Here is a 19,172-nt window from a genome sequence, read left to right as displayed (position 1 = left end):
TGAGGTGATAGTCATCTCACTGTGGCACTGCGATGCCGTTTAGAGGAGGGGGCGTCCATCCCATTGCCTTCGCCCAGCATTTTGATCCCAGTGCTATCCACCGGTAGATGCAGAGCGCCTTAACTCTTCTGGTAGGGAATGTTGACCTGCAGCGTCTGCTGCCATCTGGACAGCGTGCTGTAGTCTGGGACGCTCCAGTCCAGGCCCGCCAACTTGAGCAGGCTTTGGATGAAACCGATGGTCTGCCGTAAAGGCAAGCCAAACAGGTTTTTGATGGTCAGGCAGAATTGAATGGCGGCATCGCTATAGGTCTGCGTTCGTCCGCGCCTGCCCCGAGGCGCCGCGCGCCATGACATGCTCGCGTCCAGCCAGACGGACAGAGAGCCGCGTTGGGTCAGGGCTTGGTTGTAGGCGTTCCAGTTGGTTGTTCGGTAGCGTTTTGGAGCGGGCTTGGCCATGCCTCTATCTTACCAAGCGGCGGTGGGGGTGGATTTGTGCAACAAGGCCGATTGAATCACGACAAGCCGTTAAACATTAACCCTGTTGCACTTGGTTCTTGAAACCGCCGTCTGCAACAAGGTCGGATATAAGCGAGCAACCAACCGCTGCATATCATTGTGTGAAGCGGCCCTTGGCAAATGGGAGGCGTACATATAAGCGGCTCTTAATACATCAATAGACTCAGATTGGTCATGCGGAATAGAATACCTCGGCAATCTGTTCTACAGCTTTTTTTGATGAGAACTCTCTCTCAAAAAGTGCCAAACACCTATTTGAAAGAGTTGGATCCTCATCAATTTGCGCTAACAACCTGTTCGCAAGCAGATATAACTCATCAACCTTATTGCTTTCACAAACCTGACCGACCAGCTCGTTTCTAATAATTGCAGCCAAATCATTTCCAGCATTCACATTCGCCAATACGGGAAGACCACTCTGCATATAGGTAAGAAATTTACCAGGTATATTATGTGATTTATGTCTTGGATCCAAGCTAAGCATTCCAACACAACACTGCGAGTAGAGGTCAGGTATTTCATCAGGATGTATTTCATCAAAAAACAAGACATTTTCAAGTTGTTTTTCAGCGACAAGATTTTTTAATTTTTTAGTCTCACTTCCTCGGCCGACAAATACAAACCCAACATCTGAGCGATCATTAAATTTTTCAGCCAAAGCAATCAATATATCGATTCCCTGAGCCACGCCCATGTTTCCAGCATAAACAAAAATCTTACGTCCAATCAAACCAGTTTTATCAAGACAAATTCGACTCTTTCTATTAGCTGGTTTAGCCAGCCAATTTTGCAGAACCTCAAGCCTTCTAGCAGGCCGTTCAATCCATGACTTAAAATAAGAAAGATTTCCTGGCGTCTGAACTCCTATAACATCTGCCACAGAGTATTGATATTGGGCTATGGCATTAAATCCACGATATAACAAACCTCGACTCATCAACCCCATGTCAACTGCCCATTCGGGAAAGATATCGCGAATAATCAGATAACTTTTACAAGCATTTTTGGTTTTTAGCCACTGAACCAGTGGGCCATGAAAAATGGAAGGAGAGTACCAGACCACTCCATCCCATTTTTCATTCGCAAGTGGACTCTTTTTCAGACTGTACCGCATTGCATAAGGCATAAGAAATTCCCCTAAAGTACGACGAACATAATCAATGTTCTTGGTACGAAGAGACTTCAATCTTATTACCCTGATACCATCCATATCTTCGATAGACCACCAGTTTTTGATATCAGCATCAGGCAACATCACAGTGACTAAATGGCCTTGGTGAACAAATTCACGCGCCAAATCTCTCAATTGCACGGCACCTGAAGTACAAAGAGGCGGAAAGGTATCTGCAATTAATACTAATCTCAGAGTCTGCTGCATTAATATTGCTTCCACACCACACGTTTTACATAGTCTGTATAACTATGAACGATACGAACAACCTTATCACTGACATTTGGCATGCTATAATCCGCCACTAGGCGCAAGCTGCGCTCCTCACCTCTTGATTGATTATCCAAGATAGCAAGCGCTTGCCGGACTCTATCTACTTCTAGGCCAACCATCATTACAGCCGCTTCTTCCATTCCCTCTGGTCTCTCGTGCGCCTCACGTAGATTCAACGCTGGGAAGTTCAGAATGGAAGATTCTTCATTAATAGTTCCACTATCAGACAATACGGCTCGAGCCTTCATCTGCAAACATACATAGTCATGAAAGCCAAGTGGTTTCATCAACTGTACCTTGGAGTGAAATTTAGCCCCCGTCGCATCAACACGTTTCTGTGTTCTTGGATGAGTAGAAACAATTACTGGCACATCGTGATCTTCAGCTACCGCATTAAGCACATCTACTAATTTTGCAAAATTGCGATCAGATTCAATATTCTCTTCGCGGTGTGCACTTACCACGAAATACTGACCTTCAATTAAACCCAAACGCTCCAAAGCATTGGATGCCTGAATATTTGGTAGATAGTGATGCAATACTTCGTACATAGGGCTACCAGTCTTAATTATTTGATCTGGCGGCAATCCTTCCCTCAACAAATAATCACGCGCAATAGTGCTATATGTTAAGTTAATATCAGCAGTGTGATCAACAATACGTCTATTGGTCTCCTCTGGAACACGCAAGTCAAAACAGCGATTACCTGCCTCCATATGGAATATCGGAATCTTTCTTCGCTTAGCGGGAATCACCGACAAGCAACTATTCGTATCACCCAAAACAAGCATAGCATCTGGTTGCACTTGTGCCAGAACACCGTCCACTGCTGAAATCAAATTCCCAATGGTATTTGCGGCACTCGTACTACCTTCTGCACTATTCAGAAAATAGTCTGGTTTTTTTACACCCAGGTCATCAAAGAATACCTGGTTTAGTTCATAATCATAATTTTGACCGGTATGAACCAGAACATGATCGCAATATTGATCAAGCGCAGCCAATACACGTGATAAACGAATAATTTCTGGCCGCGTGCCTACAACTGACATCACTTTAAGTTTTTTCATTTTTTAATTCTCACAATGGACAAGAATAAGTATCCGGCTTATCTCTATCAAAGATTTCGTTTGCCCACAACATTACTATCAGTTCTTCATTTCCAATATTAGTAATATCATGAGTCCAACCAGGAACAGTTTCGACAATTTCGGCTTTTTCTGCCATGGTTGTTAACTCATATGATTCACCGGTACTCATTTGGCGAAATTTAAATTTCGCACTCCCCTTTATGACTAAGAATTTCTCAGTCTTGCTATGGTGGTAATGACCGCCCCTTGTCACTCCTGGATGAGCCGTAAAATAAGAAAACTGCCCACAATCCGGGGTTTTCAACATTTCTACAAAAGTGCCGCGTGCATCACCATGCTGAGGTACAGTATAAGAAAATTCTTCTGTTGGCAAATAACTCAAATAAGTTGAATATAATGCTCTTCGAAGGCCAATACCTACTTTCTCAGTTATTAAGTTGGAACGGCTATTTTTAAATGCAATAATTTGTTCTGCTAATGCACCAACTGTTGTCGTGTATTGCGGAGAAACTGTGGCAAAACCCTCTTGGCTAAAGTCACAATCCGCGCCATCCATCAATTGAATGAATTTATAAATAACATCATCGACATAAACCAGAGTCAATGGGGCATCAGGGTTGTTAATTTGTATCGGTAAATCTCGACTCACATTATGGCAGAATGTCGAAACGACTGAATTATAGTTTGGCCGACTCCACTTTCCAAATACGTTAGGTAAACGGAAAATATATACTGCCGAACCATATTCATTTTTCAATCTAAATAAGGCATTTTCGGCATCTAACTTGCTTATTCCATAATCGTTGTTACAAGCTGCCTGAGTCGAGGAGGTGTAAACAACCGGAATTCTTCTTCCAGATTCAACAATTGCTGAGCTGATTTTTTCTGTTAAGCACTTATTTCCTTTTGTAAAGTCTGCGGAACTCTCAGGTCGATTCACCCCTGCGAGGTGAAATATAAAATCTACATCTTTCACTAAACCTGGAAGTTGCGCTTCAGACATATCATGGGTGAATGTCAACACTTCAACATCTTTTCTTTCAGACAAGTGAAGTCTTAGATTCTTCCCCAGAAATCCATTGGCTCCGGTAATAAGTACTTTCATGACTTACTCCTCAGGCTCTACATGCTCGCCACGAACAATTGCTTGCATAAAGCGTAATTTCAGCAATAATTTTTTCATGCCTTCAACATCAAGGCGATTGGTGTTGTGCGAATTGTATTCTACGGCTTCAGAGATCTTTACCTCACCTTGTTCAACAAACTTGCCATAGTTTAGGTCTCGCAAATCGGGAGGAACACGGTAATAGTCACCAAGATCTTGAGCAGATACCATTTCCTCGCGACTCAGCAACACTTCAAATAACTTCTCACCGTGGCGAGTTCCCATAATATTGATTGGATGATCCGCAACAGCGAGCAACTCTGTTAAAGCTTTTGCCAAAGTTTCAATAGTTGCTGCAGGTGCTTTCTGAACGAAAATATCACCTGGATTTCCATGTTCAAATGCATATAGCACCAAGTCTACTGCATCATCCAGCGTCATCATGAATCTAGTCATTGATGGATCGGTAATCGTGATTGCTTTGCCCGCTCGAATCTGATTTGTAAAAAGTGGGATAACCGAACCACGCGATGCCATTACATTACCGTAACGAGTTGCGCAAATAATGGTCTCTGATGAAGATCTAGACTTGGCAACAATAACTTTTTCCATCATTGCCTTTGAAATACCCATAGCATTAATTGGGTATACCGCTTTATCTGTACTTAAACATACAACACGTTCTACACCGCTTGCTATTGCGGCTTCAAGGACGTTTTCAGTTCCAAGAACATTTGTTTTAACGGCTTCCATCGGATGGAATTCACAAGACGGTACTTGCTTGAGTGCAGCCGCGTGATATATGTAATCGACACCTCTAACTGCGTTCACGACGGATTGATAATCTCTTACATCACCAATGTAAAATTTTAATTTTTCACTTTGGTATTTTTTCCGCATATCATCTTGTTTTTTTTCGTCACGGCTGAATATGCGAATTTCTTCTATGTCAGAATCAAGAAAACGTCTTAAAACTGCATTACCAAAGGAACCAGTGCCACCAGTAATCAGTAATTTTTTGGATTTGAACATAATATGCTTTCAATTAGATTAAAAAAGTCAGCCCAACCAGATTCATATTTAATTGATAGAGGCTCCACATCCATCTTCTTTCCGATTATTGAACTAAGTGCCTGGCACCACTGCTCATCATCATCGGCATCACAGAATTTTACACCAGGATAGCCTTTTAGCACCTCACGAGAAAAGCTGGCATCAGATGCAATAATATATTTGCCCATAGATGCAGCTTCGGATAAAGGTAGACCAAATGTTTCTAGCTTGCTTGGAAAAACAACCGCTAAAGCGTTTTGATACAAGCTTTGCATCCCGATTTTGTCTTGATATCCAAGATAAATGACTCTGTCCTTGATATCTAGCTTATCAACTAGTTTATCAAACTCATCATTTTCACCTGGCAAAATAGAAACGGCCAATTTAATTTTATTTTTAAGTCTCGCAATCGCCTTAGCTAAAATCACGTGATTTTTATACGAAACTGATGATGCTGGATAAAACACATACTCTTCTTCTATTATTCTTTTTGTTTTTACTATGTTTTCATCAAATCCTATGCTCGGTTTTATCACATGGATATTTTTTGAATGAACCCAGTTTCTGGACCTTACCGCATCTCTCATCCACTCGGTTTGGACGACTATGTTGTCAGATTTTTTTATGAAAATTGAGATAAAAAACGAATAAAAATATTTATATAAAAATAAAACTCTTTCATCTCTCTTAAATGGAGACCACCTCCCGGAGCTGAATGGGATAGGTTGATGCAAATATATCAATTGATTAGTTCTTTGCAGACCCCCAGCCGATGTATTTTGCAAGGAAATAAACAAATCTGGTTTAATGTTTTTTCTCTTCAAATACGCAGCCAAAGCAAAAAAATCCCACTGGATTCTTTTTAACCAACCACCTAATTTTACTTTATGGACAGTTACGTTCTTTGTTGTCTGAAGATCTGAATTTACACTGTCCAAAAATACGATGTACTCATTCTCATCATTAATATTTTGTAAAAATTGACAGAGTATAGTTTTTGCCCCACCTACATTTAACGCAGTGGCATTGACGACTATTTTCTTAGCTGTCACTATCAATTCCTTCAAAGAACTTATACATTTTTTTAACTTGATTATCCCACATAAAACTATGCTTAATTTTTTCGCACTCTAACAACTTTGCTTGAATTTCACTGTCATTTGTATTGAGTACGTCTAATATTGTCTTATAAATATCTTCGGACTCTTCGCCCTTAAGGACGAAGGTGTATTTATTAATATTGCCTTTGCTAAATGGGATATCTGTTGCTAATACAGGAACGCCTAAAAACATATACTCCAATAGCTTAGATGGGAAAAAATACCTTGTATGGAATTTTTTGGTAGCTCTAATGCACAAGTTAAGATTTTGTTTTTTCAATATTTCTACAGATTTAGAATGAGCTACTTGACCATGAAAAATGATACGAGCGCTTTCAGCGGCCGCCTTTTTAACTTCCTCAGTATACTTTCCGTTTCCAGCTATATTCAATTCAACTGGAGCTCCGCTCTTCTCAATTTTCTTGAAAGCTTGTAGTATTTCTAAAATGCAGTTATCATCATCTAATCTGCCTGCAAAACCAATCTTGAACAGTTTTTCTCCGTTCGTTTCTTTTTTTACTACATGATTAAATTTAACTTCATTAATCTCATGAATGCCTCCTTCTATCAGTAAGGAAGGCACTGCAGGTGAAAAGTTCTTTATGATTTCATCCGAAATTACTATTAATTTATCCGATCTGGGTAAAATATATTTATAAGTAAAATATTCAAACTTCCACTTTAAGTTATTTTTAACGGTTTCACCAGGAACATGAATATCAAATATAATTGCAAATAAATTGAATTTTTTAATTGCCCTTGAAATTAAACCAGCCCAACCACTGGGATAGGAGTAATTATAAAAAATTACTGCGTCTCCTCGGCTGGCAAAACCAATCAAGCTGAATATCAAAGCAATATTTAAAGTTATCCATCTGATTACGGGCAGATTAATATAGGGCAAAAAATTAATCTTTCGCCCTGACATATTTTTTAATCCCCCTTTATATATCAATGGACCATTTGGGTATACGCGATTAGGGCAGTAAGAAATAATTCTGTCTATATTCTTGCCAAGCTTATCAAATCCATTCAATATACCTAGCTGCGCTATTTCACCTGCAACACTAATCGCTCCTGATTTTCTTCCATCACTTATCGAGGAAACCATCACATATTTCATCTCAAAGCTTTCTCTTTTCGCGTCATAGTTTCAGATATAAACAAAGTAAGCAGCAAATACCCATTGATAAACTCATTAGAATTTAAAATCGAGCCTTTGTAATTCGCTATTATTAGAAATAATATTAAACTATAATTTAAAATTTTTAACTTGATATCATTAGTGCTGATAAAGAAGCAAGAACAATATACACCTGTCAACAGAAGCGAGAACAATAGACCACCAAAGAATATATCGTTCACATATCCAATATCTGAATTTATACCGGGATATTTAGAGTTCCCCCCAAAAAAGATATCTTTTCCCGTCCCAGTGAGCAAATCATAGCCACTTGGCAGTATATTCATTTTACCTAGATCATTAAACGTTCCAGTCTCCTTACCATTAGCCAAGTTGGATAAGTCATCAAAAGAATCATAGACTCTAGAAAAGGAAGCGAATTCTGAATTATCGTTATATTGAAATATATTAGCCTCTGATGCAATTAAACCAATCGATAAAACAGAAATACTAATAACTAAAATACCAAGCCTGAACCGGCTGGACCCATATAAAAAATTTAATACTAGCAGCAATGGCAAAATCACTAAGCCAATTCTAGCATTTAATGCAATCGCAATAACAAATAAAGGTATGCTTAACCAGTGTTTTGTATTAAAGTGCCCTTTCATGTACAAGGCTACTGCAATACATAGCCCTAAAAACATTGGCATGGCAAAGGTATAACCTCTTGAGAAGCCGAATGTCCTAATTGCCAAATCACCGAAATTTGACAACTTTAATAGATCTTGATTTTGCGAATTTTCAATTATTGATAACCTTAATTCAGGAAAAATTATTGTAGCAATCACGAAAATAAGTTGCAAAAAACCCAAATTCATAATGAAAGAGAGTTTCTCTTTCAGATCAAAACCCAACTTCTCCAATATTAAATATATTAAAAACAAACACGGGATTGTTTCAAATGCCACAATAAATAACTTGTAGCAATAATAAAAGTCATATGATTGAAGGGAAATATACAACCCTATTATTAATACCAATAAATTTAGCGCAAAAAACTTTTTTAATACCATAGGGAAAAGAATTTTCTTACCCATTAAATACAGCATACTCATTGCGATATATGCAAAGAATGCTAATAGATGGATAACGTTAATGGAAATATATGAGTCTGGCGTATAAATAAATAAAAAAGAATAAATATATAAAAGGGTTACTACAATATAGCGCTTTATGTTCGCTAGACTCATCTAAAACTATCTCCAAATTAACACAATTTTTGCTATGGACTTTAAATAACTAATTTTATAAAAATAATCCCAGCAATAGAATAAAGATCGAATGGCCCTTATTTTATGGGCCTTAAAAGAAGAGTACCAAATTAAATTTCGATAATGCCAGTCTTTGATTGCTTGTGGATAATATTGGCTATCTTTATATAAATCAATACAAGTTTTGTGAGAATCTGCAATTCTGGTTGTGATGAACTTGCCAACTGAATTGCTTGGTATTCTATAGGCTGAAATAAACTCTGGAATATAACCGATCTCAAATTCGCGGCAAATTTTTAAATTCATGTATAAGTCCTCGGTCCATAATCCTACTGGATATAGACCGAGCAACTTGAATACTTCCTTCTTGAACATTTGATTAACTGGTGGATGAAATTTCATCAATATGATATCTTCAAATACCATACCGCCTTTAAGTCCGTTGTTTATGTTGAGGGTTTTGGACTCTAATTCTTTCCCATGTTCATCAATTGCAATTGCCTTACCAAAGCACATATAAGCATTCGGCGTTGCAGTCATAAAATCTACTTGTTTCTGCAGCTTTTCAGGTAACCAATAATCATCTGAAGCACAGAAAGCAATATAATCGCCACCGGCATATTCGCTGATGCCTTTGTTTAGCGTCGCAGCTAAACCTATATTTTCTTGAACCACTAAAGTGAATTGATACCTCTCCTGCAATGCTTGGAGTTTGCTTACTGTATTATCATTAGAGCCATCATCAATAACGATGACTTCAAAATTTTCATATGTTTGGTTGAAAATACTATTAATACAATCTTCTATATAATCTTGATGATTGTATGATGGCACGATTACTGATACAAGTGGTGCTTTACAACTAATCACAGCAGTGTTCCTTATGATTTTAGAAATCTAAATTATGCAGAAAATTTACTCAAATTCGAATAGACAAATATTAAATACAAAGCATAATTTATTGCATAAGCCATATTAATTCCCTGAGCACCAAACTGACTTACCATCAATTGCGAAAGAACAACAAACAGTCCAGAGAAAATTATTTCACTACTGACAAACCACTTCACTGCGCCACGAGTCAGCATCGGAAATGCAATTAACCAGCTAGCTATCTTTAATACATCGCCGATTAACTGTACAAAAAATAGGTCACTCGCTGCTTTAAACTCATAACTAAAAGCTATCTGTATTATTAAATTTCTACAGAAATAAACGAGCGATGCCAATATAATGACAATAGGCATTGTTATCTTGAAAATTAAGAAAACTTCTCGCCGAATTTCATCTTTATTTTTTAATGCAGATAGTCTTGGAAAATAAAATGTGCTGAGAGCCATTGTTATTATGGTCAAGTACATTTCCGAAATCTTGTAGACCGCTTGCCACTGCCCTGCCATATTCCAGCCAACATGGCCAACCAAAATATTTCTCACCATCATTAACGATACTGGTAAACAAATAGCGCTAGTTAGTGCCATTAAAACATAACCACCAACTGCTTTTATCTCTTTACTCTTGACTGCTCCAAACCAATATTTTAACCTCAACCATTTTGAAGAGAATATAAATGCAGAGGCAATCATCACAATGCTAGTGATAATTGAAGTTGCTAATACCGAATATAATGCTCCATCTGTACCGTATTTCACTATTAAATAAATAGTACATATTAATGCAATGGGAACTGAGACTGCCCCACTGATCATCAATTTCTTATAATGTTGCAAACCATTTAATACAGAACTGATGAGAACATTTATCGCTGAAATAGGTGCAATAAATATTCCAAAGATGATAAACCACGTAAGCGGTTTATTTCCAAATGCAAGCGTTGAAATTTGATTTGAAAATAATAAAATAATAATGCTTAACGGTATAAATAGTCCACACGACCAATAAATACTAGATCGCCACCATGGTGAGCAGGTTTCAAAACCTCTTTCATGATGTTCCGCAGTATATCTAATAAGTGCATTACCCAATGGGGCGGAAACAATACCGTTAAATGCCGCTGCCAGATTTTGCGCCTGGCCTAGTAATGCGAGGCCACTCGGACCTGCATATACGGCAATAACTTTACTCACAATGAATCCACTCAGCATCCTAAGGAATGTCAACATCCCGCTAAGCATTGTAACGCTTACAAATTTTTTTACTATCTTCATTCTTAATCTCTAAAGCTATTACAATATGCTGACTTACTGAAAATTCAGTGGTTGAATTAGATTATTATGATTGCCAGAATTTTAAAACCATTTGATCTAAATGGACGATCTGGATATGAATATCTTAAATATTGGCTGCAAGGCTACAAAATTGTTCCTTATCTTTTTTAAAATAAGAAATTCACTTATTAGATTTCTAATATGCAGATAAAAAGAGCGATGAGAGAATTTCATGTCATTCTCTCATCACTCTTTTACCTACAACTTAGGCAAAAAAACTATTTATTGCGTTGACTACTTGATCGACTTCTCTCTGCTCAAGGCTCGGCCCCATTGGCAGACTTAGTACTTGCTGATGTATTTTTTCAGCCACTGGGAAATCATTAATTTTAAATCCAAGATCCTGGTAGGCAGGCTGTAAATGCGGAGGGATTGGATAATGAATCATGGTTCCTATCCCCTTCTCCTTCAAATACTGCTGCAGTTCATCTCGACGTTCTGTTGCAATTACAAATAGGTGCCAAGCTGAAGTAACATTAGCGGCAACTTCGGGGAGCTTTATTGGCAGATTGACCAAACCTTTAAGGTAAGATTCCGCCACTTCGGCTCTTTTGATATTTTCGGCATCTAGTGATTTAAGCTTGACTCTTAGAAAAGCAGCTTGTAATTCATCTAAACGGCAATTATACCCTTTTTCCTCATTGTGATATTTGATACGAGAACCGTAATTTAAAAGCACTCTAATTTTTTCAGCAAGCTCATGGTCCTTGGTTGTAACTGCGCCAGCATCCCCTAGTGCCCCAAGATTTTTCCCTGGATAGAAGCTAAAACCAGCTGCATCACCTAATGAACCTACTTTTTTTCCTTTGTAGGTGGCTCCATGCGCCTGTGCTGCATCCTCAATAACCTTCAAGTTATATTTTTGGGCTATTTCCAATACAGGATCCATATCCACAGCTTGGCCATACAGATGCACAACCATTATTGCTTTAGTACGGTTTGTGATTGCCGCTTCAATCTTGGTTGGATCGATATTATAAGTCGCTTCAATAGGCTCGACAGGAACAGGCGTTGCGCCAGCATAGGTCACAGCAAGCCAAGATGCGATGTAGGTATTAGAAGGAACAATCACTTCATCCCCTTGCCCAATCCCATAACCTCTAAGAATAAGATGAAGCGCATCTAAACCATTACTCACACCTACGGTGTTCTTAACTCCACAGAAAGTAGAAAACTCTTCCTCAAAAGCTGCTACCTCTTTCCCTAAAATATACCAACCAGATTCCAATACCTTATTAAAGGTTGCAGTCAATTCCTGGCGATACTGCATATTGATAGATTTTAGATCTAAAAATGGGACACTCATTATATTTTCCTTATTACTCGCGCAGGATTTCCGATCACAACAGTGAAATCAGGGACATCTTTTGTTACAACACTTCCAGCACCAATCATTGAGTTCCTACCAACTTTAATCCCAGGCAAAATTGTAGCATTTGCACCAATTGAAGCGCCTTCTCGTATAATTGTTTTTGAAAATTTTTCTGGATATTTTTTAGATCTGGGGAATGGATCATTTGCAAAAGTAACATTTGGGCCGATAAATACATCATCTTCTATCGTGATCCCATCCCATATCTGGACACCGCTTTTAACTGTAACTCGATCGCCTAAAATCACATCATTTTCAACTAAACAATGTGAACATATATTGCAATCTTTCCCTATTTTGGCACCAGGCAATATCACAACATATTGCCAAACTCTTGTGCCATCTCCCAAGTTAATTGTCTGAACATCACTATACTCATGTATCATTTTGAAAGCCCAGCTTTAAATTCCTCGTGACTACGAATATAATCAGTTTCGTCATAATGTGCATCAGCCAGAACCAACAACACGCAGTCCGAAGAAAAGTCGTACATTTCGTGCCACAGTCCGGGAGGAATCATTAAACCTTGAGCTGGATTATCCAAGAGTACTTCAAGCTGCTCATTGCCATCATCCAAATGGAATCGACAATGTCCTCTGACAACGATAGCCATTTGTTGCAGCTTTTTGTGAGCATGAAAACCTCGTCTTACATCTTCTTTTGTACCAAAAAGGTAATATGCACGCCTTATACTAAACGGCACATTGCGCTGGTCCTCTAAAGCGACTAATGAACCTCTTTCGTCACCATGTTTTTGCAACTGTACCAGTTTGATATCCATAATTAACTTTTACTATCGTTAGTAACAGAATTTAAAAAACATAATCTAGTATTTCGGCAGCTGCATTTCTACCATCAAATACAGCGTTGACAACCAGGCTCGCGCCACGAACCTGATCGCCACCGGCAAATATTTTTTCGAACTGCGTTTGATGTTTGTACTTCTTTAACCTTAACTGATCCGGACAATGCTTTAATTGCTCTAGAAAAGAAGCCGTTTCTGTTTGATATCCAAAGGCTAAAACTACGCAATCGCATTCTATTAAACTGACAGAATCTTCCAGCACCTCTAATGAATGATGGCCTGTCGAATTTTTAGAGGACTGCCTTGTTTCTGCCAACCTAACGGCCAATGTCCCACCCAGCATAGGTTCGATCGACAAAGGCTGCCTATGCCAAATAAATTCTACCCCTTCCTCATGCGCATTCTGAACCTCCCGCTTGGAACCAGGCATCTGCGCTTCTGCTCTTCGGTAGGCACATGTAACTTGCTTGGCACCTTGTCGTAGTGCGGTACGGGTACAATCCATGGCAGTATCCCCGCCACCTAGTACCAACACACGTTTGCCCTTCATCGAGATAGGAGCTTCCCCTGCCGGAAGCGTGCCCAACGATTGGCGGACATTGTTAACCAGATAGGGCAAAGCTTCAAGCACTCCAGGGCTGTTCTCACCTGGGAAACCGCCTTTCATGGCCTTGTAGGCCCCCATCCCCATAAAAATGGCATCATGCTTGGCCAATAAAGTTTCAATCGGAACATCCTTGCCAATCTCAGTATTCAACACAAACTCAACACCCATACCCTCCAAGATCTCGCGGCGGCGTTTGATTACGCTCTTCTCCAGCTTAAACTCAGGGATACCAAAGGTGAGCAGGCCGCCGATTTCCTCGTAACGGTCATACACCACCGCTTTGACGCCATTGCGCACCAGCACATCGGCACATGCGAGGCCGGCAGGGCCTGCGCCGATCACGCCTACGGTCTTGTCGGTCCACACTACTTTGGACATGTCAGGCCGCCAGCCGGCCTTGAAGGCCTCGTCGGTAATGTACTTCTCAATGCTGCCGATGGATACCGCGCCGAAGCCTCCCTGATTCAAGGTACAGGCGCCTTCGCACAGCCGGTCTTGTGGGCAGACCCGGCCGCAGATCTCGGGCAGGCTGTTGGTCTGATGCGACAGCTCCGCCGCCTCGAACAGGCGGCCCTCCTCCACCAGCTTCAGCCAGTCGGGGATGTAGTTGTGTACCGGGCATTGCCATTCGCAATACGGGTTGCCGCAGGACAGGCAGCGGCCGGCTTGATCGGCGGCGTCCACGGCGTTGAGCGGCTGGTAGATTTCCTTGAATTCGATTTTGCGAACGCTGGCTTCAACTTTGTCGCCTGGGTTGCGCGACAGCTTCATGAACTGGAATACATCGGACATTGTGTTCTCTCCCGCGAGGGAGGGCGACGCGGCGCGCCGCCCTAAATATATGAGTCGGCGCTTAATCTTTGAGCAGGCTTTCCAGCTTGGCGGCCTTGGGCTTCACCAGCCAGAAATAATCGACGTAGTCGTCGAAGTTCTGCAGCATGGCGCGGCCGGTTTCGGAGCCGGTCAGCTCAACGTGCTTGGCGATCTTTTCCAATAGATAGGCGCGGTACATGCCCATCGCCTCGCCGTTGATCAGGTGGATGTCGATCAGTTCGTTGTTGTAGCGATAGGCGAACTTCTCATGCGGGTCGTAGACGAAGGCGAAGCCGCCGGTCATGCCCGCGCCGAAGTTGTAGCCGGTTTCGCCCAGCACGATGACGGTGCCACCAGTCATGTATTCGCAGCAGTGGTCGCCCGCACCCTCGATCACCGCCAGCGCGCCGGAGTTGCGCACGCCGAAGCGCTCGCCGGCGATGCCAGCGGCAAACAGCTGGCCGCCGGTCGCGCCGTACAGGCAGGTATTGCCGATGATGATGGACTCGCCCGCCGGGTAGCCGGCGTCCTTGGGCGGATAGATGGTGACCCGGCCGCCAGCCATGCCCTTGCCGACGTAGTCGTTGGCGTCGCCTTCCAGTTCCAGATGCAGGCCGGCCGCGTTCCACACGCCGAAGCTCTGGCCGGCGCTGCCGGTGAACTTGACCTTCAGGCAGCCAAACGGCAAACCGGCCGCGCCATGGACGCGGGCGATCTCGCCGGACAGGCGCGCGCCGATGGAGCGATGGGTGTTTTCGATCGGGTAGGACAGCTCCAGCATCTGCTTGTTGTGGATGGCCGGCAGGGCGTCTTGCAGAATCTGCTCAGCCAGCTCGCCCTTGTCGAAAGACGGATTGCTGTCAGCTATGCAGTAACGCGGCTCGCTATCCGGCACAGTGCCCAGCGACAGCAAAGGGGACAGATCAAGACGCCCCTGGCGCTCGCTCTCGCCTTCCAGCACTTGCAGCAGGTCCATGCGGCCGATCAACTCTTCCATGGAGCGCACGCCGAGCTTGGCCATCCACTCGCGGGTTTCGCGGGCGATGAACAGGAAGTAGTTGACCACCATGTCCGGCAGGCCGGTGAAGTACTTGGAACGCAGCTTGATTTCCTGCGTCGCCACGCCGGTGGCGCAGTTGTTCAAATGGCAGATGCGCAGGTATTTGCAGCCCAGCGCCACCATCGGTCCGGTGCCGAAGCCGAAGCTCTCCGCGCCGAGGATGGCAGCCTTGACCACGTCGAGGCCGGTTTTCAGGCCGCCGTCGGTCTGCACCCGCACCCGGCCGCGCAGGCCGTTGGCACGCAACACTTGTTGCGCCTCGGATAGGCCCAGCTCCCACGGCGAGCCGGCGTATTTGACCGAGGTCAGCGGCGAGGCGCCGGTGCCGCCGTCGTAGCCGGAGATGGTGATCAGGTCGGCATAGGCCTTGGCCACGCCGGCGGCGACGGTGCCGACGCCGGGCTCGGCCACCAGCTTCACCGACACCAGCGCGGACGGGTTCACCTGCTTCAGATCGAAGATCAGCTGCGCCAGGTCTTCAATGGAATAGATGTCGTGGTGCGGCGGCGGCGAGATCAGGCTGACGCCTTCCTTGGCGTGGCGCAAGCGCGCGATCAAGCCAGACACCTTGTCGCCGGGCAACTGGCCGCCCTCGCCCGGCTTGGCGCCCTGCGCCACCTTGATCTGCAGCACTTCGGCGTTGACCAGGTAGTGCGGGGTGACGCCGAAGCGGCCGGACGCCACCTGCTTGATCTTGGACATCTTCTCGGTGCCGTAACGCGCCGGGTCCTCGCCGCCCTCGCCGGAATTGGAGCGCCCGCCCAGCCGGTTCATGGCGATGGCCAGCGCCTCGTGCGCCTCCGGGCTCAGCGCGCCCAGCGACATGCCGGCCGAGTCGAAGCGCTTGACGATGGCTTCCACCGGCTCCACCTCGTCCAGCGGAATCGGCTCGCCGGCCAGCTTCAGCTGCATCAGGTCGCGCAGCATTGCCACCGGGCGGGTATTAACGGTTTCAGCGTACTGCAGGTAGACCTCGTAGTCGCCGTTCTGCACCGCCTTTTGCAACAGCTGCACCACGTCCGGGTTGTAGGCGTGGTACTCCTCGCCATGCACATACTTCAGCAGGCCGCCGTGGTTGATCGGCCGCATCGGATTGAAGGCCAGCTTGGCCAGCTGCTTCTGATCGGATTCGAAATCGTCGAAATTGGCGCCGGACACCCGCGACACCGTGCCCTTCAGACACAGATCCACCACTTCCTCATGGATGCCGACCGCCTCGAACAGCTGCGCGCCGCGATACGAGGCGATGGTGGAGATGCCCATCTTGGACAGCACTTTTAGCAGGCCCTTGTTGATGCCCTTGCGGTAATGCTGCAGCGCTTCGTTGGCCTTCAGCGGCACGTCGCCGTTGTTCACCAAATCGATGATGGTCTGGTAGGCCAGATACGGGTACACCGCCGTGGCGCCGTAACCCAGCACGCAGGCCATCTGGTGCGCGTCGCGCACGGTGGCGGTCTCCACCACGATATTGGTCTTGCAGCGCAGACCGGCGTCGATCAGCGCGTGATGCACCGCGCCAGTGGCGAACAGCGCGTGGATGGGCAGGCGTTGGCCGGTGGCGTGGCGATCGGACAGCACCACCACCACCGTGCCTTCTTGCACTGCTTCCACCACATGCCGGGTCAGACAGGAAATCGCTTCGCGCAGCGTGGTTTCGCTCGGGTCGTAGCACAGGTCGAAGTTGGTCGCCTTCAGGTAAGGCTCCGGCCGGGTGGTGACGCGGGTGAACTTCTCGTGGCTGAGCACCGGGCTGCGGACTTCCAGCCGTTTGGCGTGTTCGGCGCTCTCCTCGAACATATTGCGCTCGGGGCCGAACACGGTGTTCAAGGACATCACCACCGCCTCGCGGATCGGGTCAATAGGCGGGTTGGTCACCTGAGCGAACTGCTGGCGCAGGTAATCAAACGGCGAACGCACTTTTTGACTCAGCACCGCCATCGGCGTGTCGTCGCCCATGGAGCCAACGGCTTCCTGGCCATCGGCCGCCAGCACGCGCAAGATCTGGTCGCGCTCCTCGCGGCTGAGATTGAACATCTTCTGCAGCCGCGTCAGTTCATCCTTGGACAGCGGCTCCACGCCGGCATCATCCTCGATCGACAGCTCCAGATACTTGGCGCTGTCCTTGATCCACTGTCGATACGGCTTGGCGCTTTTCAGCATGGCGTCGATGTCTTCCGGCATCAGCAGCTCGCCGTTCATCAGGTCCGCGCCGAACAGCTGGCCCGGTTTGACGCGGCCCTTCCTCACCACGTCCTGGGCGCGGTAGTCCCAGACGCCGACTTCCGACGCGATGGTCAGGATATTGTCCTTCGTCAGCACCCAGCGCGCCGGACGCAAGCCGTTGCGGTCCAGCATACAGGCGGCGTAGCGGCCGTCGGTCAGCACAATGCCGGCCGGGCCGTCCCACGGCTCCATGTGCATGGAATTGAATTCGTAGAAGGCGCGCAGGTCCTTGTCGGTGCTGTCCACGTTCTGCCAGGCCGGCGGCACCAAGAGGCGCAGCGCGCGGAACAAGGGAATGCCGCCCATCAGCAGGCCTTCCAGCATATTGTCCAGGCTCATCGAGTCCGAACCGTCGGTCTGCACGATGGGTCGCACCGCATCCATATCGAGGTGCGGCGAGGCCATGATGCGCTCGCGCGCGCGCGCCCAGTTGCGGTTGCCTTGCACCGTGTTGATCTCACCGTTGTGGGCGAGGAAGCGGAAAGGCTGGGCCAGCTTCCATTGCGGCCAGGTATTGGTGGAGAAGCGCTGGTGGAATACCGCCAGGCTGGACTCGAAGCGCGGATCGGCCAGGTCCAGGAAAAAGCGCGGCAGGTTCTCGGGCGTCACCAAGCCTTTATAGGAGATGGTGTGCGGCGACAGCGTGGGCAGGTAGAAACAGGCATCATCTTCCTTATTAGCCTTTTCCGCCTGACGACGGCCCATGTACAGACGGCGCTGGAAGGCCAGCTCGTCCATGCCGAACGGACAGTTCACAAACACCTGGGAGATGGCGGGCAAGGACGCCAAGGCGGTTTCGCCGCAGGCCGCAGTATCGACCGGCACGGTACGGAAACCGGCCACTTCCAGCTGCTGCGCCTCCAGATGCTCGCGCAGGCGCGCGAGGCTGCGCTCGCCTATCGCCCGATCAGAGTGGTGAAATACCAGACCGGCGGCGTACACTGACTTCAGCGCGATGCCGGCTTCCGCCGCCACTTCGCGCAAAAAGCCGTCCGGTTTCTTGAACAACAGGCCGCAGCCATCGCCCGACTTGCCATCCGCCGCCACTGCGCCGCGGTGCGTCAGTTTAGCCAGCGAGGAGATGGCGGTCGCCACCAGCCAATGGCTGGGCTTGTCGTCCAGCTGGGCGATCAGGCCAAAGCCGCAGCTGTCCTGTTCGAATTCCGGTTTATACAATGTGCCCTGCAGTCGGCGCTGTCTGTCCATTTCTCTGCCCATTTATACTTTGTAGTGATGTGTTCGATTCTACGGGCAAGATCGCGCCAGCCGCAAGCCGGCTTATCGCGGCGCAACAATCATTTGATTTCAATCAGTTGATGCACAATGTCTTGTTTTTGATATGTAATTCCGCTACTT

General features: G+C 45.5%; 14 protein-coding genes and 1 pseudogene. All 15 read right to left on the bottom strand.

Translation table 11 applies throughout. The features are described from left to right. Positions 1-122: 122 nt before the first annotated feature. Positions 123-458: pseudogene (locus C2134_RS00950) on the bottom strand (transposase); the annotation flags it as partial. Between the two features lie 232 nt (positions 459-690). After that, the gene (locus tag C2134_RS00945) at positions 691-1,896 is read right to left on the bottom strand and encodes a glycosyltransferase family 4 protein (protein WP_199179840.1); all 1,206 of its coding nucleotides are present in this window, start codon (positions 1,894-1,896) and stop codon (positions 691-693) included. Then, entirely contained in the window at positions 1,896-3,032 is a 1,137-nt protein-coding gene (gene wecB, locus C2134_RS00940; RefSeq protein ID WP_103316769.1) for a non-hydrolyzing UDP-N-acetylglucosamine 2-epimerase, read from the bottom strand. The genes C2134_RS00945 and wecB overlap by 1 nt, the downstream gene beginning before the upstream one ends. Before the next feature lie 10 nt (positions 3,033-3,042). Continuing rightward, positions 3,043-4,158, bottom strand: coding sequence for a UDP-2-acetamido-2,6-beta-L-arabino-hexul-4-ose reductase (wbjC, locus tag C2134_RS00935; protein WP_103316767.1), 1,116 nt, complete (start codon positions 4,156-4,158; stop codon positions 3,043-3,045). A gap of 3 nt (positions 4,159-4,161) precedes the next feature. Further along, on the bottom strand, positions 4,162-5,190 hold the full coding sequence (locus C2134_RS00930) for a polysaccharide biosynthesis protein (RefSeq protein ID WP_103316765.1): 1,029 nt from the start codon (positions 5,188-5,190) through the stop codon (positions 4,162-4,164). Next, a complete protein-coding gene (locus C2134_RS21035) occupies positions 5,166-6,263 on the bottom strand; it encodes a glycosyltransferase (RefSeq protein ID WP_146042043.1) in 1,098 nt (365 codons plus the stop codon). Before C2134_RS21035 ends, C2134_RS00930 begins: the two co-directional genes overlap by 25 nt. Continuing rightward, positions 6,253-7,434 (bottom strand): glycosyltransferase, encoded by a 1,182-nt coding sequence (locus tag C2134_RS00920; RefSeq protein WP_103316762.1) that lies wholly within the window; start codon positions 7,432-7,434, stop codon positions 6,253-6,255. The genes C2134_RS21035 and C2134_RS00920 overlap by 11 nt, the downstream gene beginning before the upstream one ends. After that, positions 7,431-8,552: a hypothetical protein gene (locus tag C2134_RS00915; protein WP_146042042.1), complete on the bottom strand. Its 1,122-nt coding sequence runs from the start codon at positions 8,550-8,552 to the stop codon at positions 7,431-7,433. Before C2134_RS00915 ends, C2134_RS00920 begins: the two co-directional genes overlap by 4 nt. A 141-nt stretch (positions 8,553-8,693) precedes the next feature. After that, positions 8,694-9,578: a glycosyltransferase family 2 protein gene (locus C2134_RS00910; protein ID WP_158248658.1), complete on the bottom strand. Its 885-nt coding sequence runs from the start codon at positions 9,576-9,578 to the stop codon at positions 8,694-8,696. 32 nt (positions 9,579-9,610) lie between these two features. Continuing rightward, the gene (locus tag C2134_RS00905; RefSeq protein WP_103316757.1) at positions 9,611-10,876 is read right to left on the bottom strand and encodes an O-antigen translocase; all 1,266 of its coding nucleotides are present in this window, start codon (positions 10,874-10,876) and stop codon (positions 9,611-9,613) included. Positions 10,877-11,141: 265 nt separating this feature from the next. Continuing rightward, positions 11,142-12,242 (bottom strand): DegT/DnrJ/EryC1/StrS family aminotransferase, encoded by a 1,101-nt coding sequence (locus tag C2134_RS00900; protein WP_103316755.1) that lies wholly within the window; start codon positions 12,240-12,242, stop codon positions 11,142-11,144. Next, positions 12,242-12,694 (bottom strand): acyltransferase, encoded by a 453-nt coding sequence (locus tag C2134_RS00895; protein ID WP_103316752.1) that lies wholly within the window; start codon positions 12,692-12,694, stop codon positions 12,242-12,244. The genes C2134_RS00900 and C2134_RS00895 overlap by 1 nt, the downstream gene beginning before the upstream one ends. Further along, the gene (locus C2134_RS00890) at positions 12,691-13,089 is read right to left on the bottom strand and encodes a sugar 3,4-ketoisomerase (RefSeq protein WP_103316750.1); all 399 of its coding nucleotides are present in this window, start codon (positions 13,087-13,089) and stop codon (positions 12,691-12,693) included. The genes C2134_RS00895 and C2134_RS00890 overlap by 4 nt, the downstream gene beginning before the upstream one ends. Before the next feature lie 31 nt (positions 13,090-13,120). After that, the gene (locus C2134_RS00885) at positions 13,121-14,512 is read right to left on the bottom strand and encodes a glutamate synthase subunit beta (RefSeq protein ID WP_103316748.1); all 1,392 of its coding nucleotides are present in this window, start codon (positions 14,510-14,512) and stop codon (positions 13,121-13,123) included. Between the two features lie 61 nt (positions 14,513-14,573). After that, on the bottom strand, positions 14,574-19,022 hold the full coding sequence (gene gltB / locus C2134_RS00880; protein WP_103316746.1) for a glutamate synthase large subunit: 4,449 nt from the start codon (positions 19,020-19,022) through the stop codon (positions 14,574-14,576). Between the last annotated feature and the right edge of the window lie 150 nt (positions 19,023-19,172).

Origin of the sequence: Chromobacterium sinusclupearum (genome assembly GCF_002902845.1) — a bacterium.
Lineage (GTDB): Bacteria > Pseudomonadota > Gammaproteobacteria > Burkholderiales > Chromobacteriaceae > Chromobacterium > Chromobacterium sinusclupearum.
This window is presented reverse-complemented; position numbering and strand designations above follow the sequence as displayed.